7 protein-coding genes are annotated in these 5666 nt (G+C 61.8%); 5 read left to right on the forward strand and 2 right to left on the reverse strand.

Annotation, left to right across the window (positions count from 1 at the left end; all coding sequences use genetic code 11):
• Positions 1-336 (forward strand): substrate-binding domain-containing protein (locus tag EN750_RS16125; RefSeq protein ID WP_189526240.1); only part of this gene is annotated, 336 nt, incomplete at its 5' end.
• Between the two features lie 2 nt (positions 337-338).
• Here EN750_RS16125 and EN750_RS16130 read toward each other — a convergent pair.
• A complete protein-coding gene (locus EN750_RS16130; protein WP_127396998.1) occupies positions 339-1595 on the reverse strand; it encodes an OpgC family protein in 1257 nt (418 codons plus the stop codon).
• Between EN750_RS16130 and EN750_RS39450 the strand changes: the two genes are divergently transcribed.
• Positions 1588-1752 carry a hypothetical protein gene (locus EN750_RS39450; protein ID WP_164781845.1) on the forward strand — a complete coding sequence of 55 codons (165 nt, stop codon included), beginning with the start codon at positions 1588-1590 and terminating at the stop codon, positions 1750-1752. The two genes, EN750_RS16130 and EN750_RS39450, sit on opposite strands and share 8 nt — an antisense overlap.
• 45 nt (positions 1753-1797) lie before the next feature.
• Positions 1798-2466: an alpha/beta hydrolase gene (locus EN750_RS16135; RefSeq protein ID WP_127396999.1), complete on the forward strand. Its 669-nt coding sequence runs from the start codon at positions 1798-1800 to the stop codon at positions 2464-2466.
• A 26-nt stretch (positions 2467-2492) separates the two neighbouring features.
• Here EN750_RS16135 and sthA read toward each other — a convergent pair whose 3' ends face one another.
• Positions 2493-3881 carry a Si-specific NAD(P)(+) transhydrogenase gene (gene sthA / locus EN750_RS16140; RefSeq protein WP_127267508.1) on the reverse strand — a complete coding sequence of 463 codons (1389 nt, stop codon included), beginning with the start codon at positions 3879-3881 and terminating at the stop codon, positions 2493-2495.
• 208 nt (positions 3882-4089) lie between these two features.
• Here sthA and EN750_RS16145 point away from each other — a divergent pair, with 208 nt between their 5' ends.
• On the forward strand, positions 4090-4560 hold the full coding sequence (locus tag EN750_RS16145) for an RDD family protein (protein ID WP_127322646.1): 471 nt from the start codon (positions 4090-4092) through the stop codon (positions 4558-4560).
• Positions 4561-4700: 140 nt separating this feature from the next.
• A complete protein-coding gene (locus tag EN750_RS16150) occupies positions 4701-5465 on the forward strand; it encodes an arginyltransferase (protein ID WP_023810205.1) in 765 nt (254 codons plus the stop codon).
• Positions 5466-5666 lie beyond the last annotated feature (201 nt).

Raw genomic sequence — 5666 nt, forward strand, 5'->3', positions numbered from 1 at the left:
GACGAGAAGAGCGTTTGGGCCGGCCTCGACCATATTTTCGCCGGTGCCGAGACGCCGACAGCCATTCTGGCGATGTCCGACAGGATGGCGCTCCATGCGCTGGACTGGCTGCGGCAGCACGACATTGCGGTGCCGGGCGATGTTTCGGTCGTCGGCTTCGACGGTGTTCCGGAGGGGGCGATTTCCAAGCCGCCGCTGACCACGATCGTCCAGCCGATCGCCGAGATGGGCCGCCTTGCCGTCAAGGCGATCCTTGAAAATGACGGTTCGTTCAGCCGGCAATCGCTGCCGGTCCAACTCGTGGTGCGAGCCTCATCCGGCCCCTCGCCCGCCTGAGCTCAACGGCCCATTCTTGTCGCCATGGCCGGCATCGCGAAGGATGCAGCATGGACGGGCGGTGCGGCGTTGTGAGCCGGCCTGCTTTTGCCGGACCAGCCAAGGCCCGATAGCCATTCGAGATAGTAGGCGAGCGCGAACTGCATGACGATGCCGGCCGATATCAACAGGCTGTCATAGGCAAATCCGCCCGGATTGATCAGCTTCAGCACTTGCGCCGCCATTGCAAGCACCGTGCCGGCAATGAAAACCGGCAGCGATCGTTTGCCCAATATGGCAAGCGGATGATCGCGTCCGGTGCGAAACAGGTTCGAGACCGCCGGGAATGCCACGATCAGGTAGCTCACCGCCAATATATGCAGCAGCCTCGGCAGCGACAGGAACGTCTTGTCGAAGCCGGTCAGCACCGGAGGCAGGCCAAACCAGGAGATATGCCCCCAAAGCGGGCTGTGCACCCAGACCAGTGCCACAGCGGTGTAGGCCAAGGCCGCGCCAACCAGCCAGCGATTGACCGGGATGGTACCGCCGCGACGCACATGCAATGCACCTGCCAGGCCGATGTTGAAAAGGAACTGCCACGACAGCGGGTTGAGAAACCAGAAGCCGGGCTCGGGATAGTTGGGCGGAGCAATTTGATAAACCCCCGCGACCAGCCACAGGGCGCCGGAGGCGACCAGTGCCAAGACCGGCCGATAGCTGACAATGAGCAGGAACACCGGCGTCAGCAAGAGCAGCACCGCATAGACGGGCAGTATGTTGTTGTAGCCGAGTTGGTGGCCGAGCGTCACGATGCCGATCAGCACCTGCGGCGTATTCTTGATCAACGGCTCGATGTTGATCATCGTCAAAAGCTCCGGCCGCCTGGCAAACACCGCCGCGGCGCAGAAAATGGCCATCACCACCATGGTGGTGACGATGTGGGTGGCATAAATCACACCGGCGCGGCGCAACATCTTCAGGGTTGCCAGCAGCCGGTTTCCAGGTTGGAATTTCCTGCCATAGGCAAGTGCGACCGAGATGCCGGAGATCAGCACGAAGACTTCCGCCGCATCGGAAAAGCCGAAATTCTTGTAGGTCAGATACTCGAAGGCGGTACCTGGCACATGGTCGACAAAGATTGTCAGCAGAGCGAGAGCGCGGAACACATCTATGCGCGTGTCGCGCTCAGTGCGATCCGGGATACGCGAATCGCGATCCGACACGCGCGACTCGCGGTCTGGGACACGCGCATCGCGGTCCGGGGAAATCTGGGTGGTCATCGACAAAAAGGCCTCAAAGCTGGTTGTTCATGCCGGGCAATGCGACCCCCGGCGCACCGCTTCGATTCCTCCCGAAGGAATGTTATCGGCGGAGAAACGGACTGTAATGCGCCCGGTTCAATCAACTTTCGCGGAGCTTGAAAATATTGCGTTTTGAAGCCGGCAAATTGAGCGAAACCTCATATAATCAAGAGGATGCGCGATGATCGAAGAGACCTCACAAGATGGTGCGCTGTGGCGTGATCTGGCCTTCAGCTACCGGCTTTACAGCCCGGCGGATTCAACCGGCGAATGTCTCTTCCTGCTGCATGGATCGGGTGTCGACGAGACGACATTGGTGCCGCTGGCGCGAGAGATCGCACCGCGGGCCAAGCTGATCGCGGTGCGTGGCCGCATTGTCCAGGAGGATGGTTTCCGCTGGTTCGCGCGCATCACGCCGACGCGCTTCGAACAGCACAGCATCCGCACCGAAACCGATGCCTTTGCGGGTTTCGTCGCCGACACGGCCACACACCACCATCTCGATCTCTCACGCGCGACGTTCCTCGGCTATTCGAACGGCGCCAATCTGGTTTCAAGCCTGATGCTGCTACATCCGGAGCTCGTCGAGCGCGCCGCGCTGCTGCGGCCGATGCCGGTGCTCGATCACGTGCCGGCGACGGATTTGTCAAAGGTGCGCGTCCTGATGATCGCCGGCGCCGCGGATCTCACCTATTCGCCCTTCGCCCCTGCTCTGGTGACATTGCTCAGCCAGCATGGCGCCGAGATCGACGCCCGGATTGTCCCATCAGGTCATGAATTCGGCAGCGCCGACGCCGCAATCGTCAGGCAATGGCTGCGGGGATCGGCGGCGTTGGCGACGGCAGGCTGACAGGCTCGCCGGCATGACCAGCCTGCCTACCCTCGTCCCATCCGGTTCCAGGCATCCAGTCCGGCGATCTTGTAGGCTTCGGCGAGCGTCGGATAGTTGAAGGTGTTGTTGACGAAGAAGTCGACGGTGCCGCCGAGATTGATCACCGCCTGGCCGATGTGGATGAGTTCGGTGGCGCCCTCGCCGATGATGTGCGCGCCGAGCAGACGGCGCGTTTCGACCGAGAACAACAGTTTCAGGAAACCGGTGTTGACGCCCATGATGTGGCCGCGCGAGGTTTCGCGAAAGCGCGCCACGCCGATCTCATAAGCCGCACCGCTCTCACGCACCTGTTCCTCGGACTGGCCGACCGTCGAGATTTCCGGCACCGCGTAGATGCCATAGGGAAAGGTCTCCGGTGGCGGCGGCAACGGCACGCCGAAGGCATGGCAGGCCGCCACTCTGCCCTGCTCCATCGAAGTCGAGGCCAGGCTCGGAAAGCCGATGACGTCGCCGGCGGCGTAGATGTTGGGCACGCTGGTCTGGAACGTATGCGGGTCGACCTTGATACGCCCTCTGGAGTCGGCATCGATGCCGACGACATCCAGGCCCAGGTTGCCGACATTGCCGGTGCGGCCGGCGGCGTAGAGCACGACCTCTGAACGAATGGTGCGGCCATCGGCCAGTTCCACTTCGGCGGCGTCCGGCTTGGAGCGGATTTCCTTCACCGCGCTGCCCAGCCGGATGGTCATGCCGCGATCGCGCATCTGGTGGATGAAATCGTCGACGATCTCGCGGTCGACGAAATCTAGGATGGAGTTCCGCGGCTCGACCAAGGTTACCGGCACGTCGAGCGCGGAAAAGATCGTTGCATATTCGACCCCGATGACGCCGGCGCCGATCACCGTCAGCGTGCGCGGCAAGCGGTCGAGTTCCAGCATCTCGTCGCTGTCGAAGATTCGGGTCTTGTCGAAAGGCACATCGCGCGGCCGGTGCGGCCTGGTGCCGACCGCGATCAGCGCATTGGCAAAACCGACCTCGCTGTAATCGCCGGTGTCGGTGGTCAGGCTGACCTTGTTGGGGCCAAGGAATTTCACCGCAGCCCGGGCGCTCTTGACCGTGTTGCGCATGAACTGGTGCTGCAGCACCTCGACCTCATGGTCGAGCGTCTTGTGCAGGCGCTCGACCAGATCGCCGACCGAGATATCCTGCTTGACCCGGTAGCCGCGCCCGTAGAAGCCGCGCTCACGCCAACCCGAAAGGTTGAGCACCGTTTCGCGCAGCGTTTTCGACGGGATGGTGCCGGTATGCACCGAGACACCGCCCAGACGCCGGCCGCGATCGACCACCAGCACCGATTTGCCGAGCTTGGCCGACTGCACCGCGGCCCGGCGACCGGAAGGGCCGCTGCCGATGACCAGCATGTCGTAGTCCATATTGCCCCGTCCCCTGCCATGTGCGCTTTTGCTGCGCCGCAGCAAGCTAATGCTATCCGCGCCGCAAATTCAACCGGTTCAGATTGCGCCTAGCGCCTTGAAGGCCGGCGCACCGCAAGAAGCCCGATCTTGATTCCGCCACAGGCCTTCACCATTTCATGGCTGAACGGTCCGCACCCTATGTCGGACCTTGTTACGAGGAAATGACATGAACGCGCGCGTTCTCGACGGCGAAATCATCACCAGCAGGCTCGACGATGTCAGGGCCTATGACGGCGTGCGCACGAAGCGCATCCTGGCTTTCGTGATCGACTATGTCATCGTCGCGCTGCTTACCATTCCGTTTGCCATTCTGGTGTTCTTCCTCGGGCTTTTGACCCTCGGGCTTGGCTGGATGCTGTTCGGTATCCTGTTGCCGACTGTGGCCATCCTCTACATCTGGAACACGCTGGGCAGCACCGACCAGGCCACCACGGGCATGAAGATGGTGGGCATCCGCCTCGACCGGCTCGACGGGAGGCCGATCGACGGCCTCACCGCGGTCGTCCATTCGGTGCTGTTCTGGGCCGGCAATGTCATCCTGTCGCCGCTCGTCCTGCTGGTGACGCTGTTTTCCGACCGCAAGCGCACCTTGCACGATCTTTTGCTTGGCACGGTCGTCAGCCGCACGGACCGCTGAAACGGCCCTCTGAAGAGCAGTCGCAACCGATTGAGCACAAATGTGAAGGCGTCGAGTCGACCACGCTCACATAATCCTGTTGAATTTTTCGCCGTCCGCGCCAAAGGTAGAGCGATTCGAAGGAGTGTTTCCAAGGCTCGATGACGCAGCATCCGACCCAGTCGCCGCAGTTCTTCCTGACCGCGCCGTCGCCGTGCCCCTATCTCGACGGCCAGTTCGAGCGCAAGGTGTTCACGCACCTGGTTGGCGACAAGGCGGCGGAGATGAACGACCTCTTGACCCAAGGCGGCTTCCGGCGCTCGCAGAACATCGCCTACAGGCCGGCCTGCGAGACCTGCCGCGCCTGCGTTTCGGTACGCATCCTCGCCCAGGAATTCGTCGCCAGCCGCAACATGAAGCGCGTGCTGCAGCACAATTCCGATCTCGTCGGCCACATGCACAATGCCGAGCCTTCGACCGAACAATATTCCCTGTTCCGCAGCTATCTCGATGCCCGCCACCGCCGTGGCGGCATGTCCGATATGACGGTGCTCGACTATGCGATGATGGTCGAGGATACCCATGTCGACACCAAGGTGATCGAGTATCGGCGGCGTGGACCAGACACGTTCATCACCGGCAAGGGACAGGGCGAGCTGATCGCGGTGGCGCTCACCGACAAGATGGCCGACGGCCTGTCGATGGTCTATTCCTACTTCAATCCCGATTTCGAGGAACGGTCGCTCGGCACGTTCATGATCCTCGACCACATCGCCCGCGCCAGGGCGATGGGCCTGCCCCATGTCTATCTCGGCTACTGGGTCAACGGCTCGCGCAAGATGAATTATAAGATGCGCTTCATGCCGCAGGAGCATCTCGGCCCGAAGGGCTGGGAGCGCTACACCAACGAAGCGGTCGCGCGCTGATTACTCTTTCCCAAGTCCGGGCTTAAACATTTTCAATCGAGACGATGCTGGTCTTTCCGCTGATTGGCGGAGAGCGTGCGATTGCGCCGGTCCGCCATCCTCTCCCGAATTCATTGTGAAAGTCGCTGCATGTCGTCTCACGATACTCACACCAAAGGACTTCTGCTCACCGCATTTGGCGGGCTGACGCTGACCGTGGAC

It is taken from the genome of Mesorhizobium sp. M7A.F.Ca.ET.027.03.2.1 (genome assembly GCF_003999175.1).
Classification (GTDB): Bacteria; Pseudomonadota; Alphaproteobacteria; order Rhizobiales; family Rhizobiaceae; genus Mesorhizobium.

What these genes read in the sequence shown, in the direction of transcription:
- EN750_RS16130 (WP_127396998.1), bottom strand. Translation starts at nt 1,595, where the DNA reads ATGACCACCCAGATTTCCCCGGACCGCGATGCGCGTGTCCCAGACCGC.
- EN750_RS16135 (WP_127396999.1), top strand. Translation starts at nt 1,798, where the DNA reads ATGATCGAAGAGACCTCACAAGATGGTGCGCTGTGGCGTGATCTGGCC.
- sthA (WP_127267508.1), bottom strand. Translation starts at nt 3,881, where the DNA reads ATGGACTACGACATGCTGGTCATCGGCAGCGGCCCTTCCGGTCGCCGG.
- EN750_RS16150 (WP_023810205.1), top strand. Translation starts at nt 4,701, where the DNA reads ATGACGCAGCATCCGACCCAGTCGCCGCAGTTCTTCCTGACCGCGCCG.
- EN750_RS16145 (WP_127322646.1), top strand. Translation starts at nt 4,090, where the DNA reads ATGAACGCGCGCGTTCTCGACGGCGAAATCATCACCAGCAGGCTCGAC.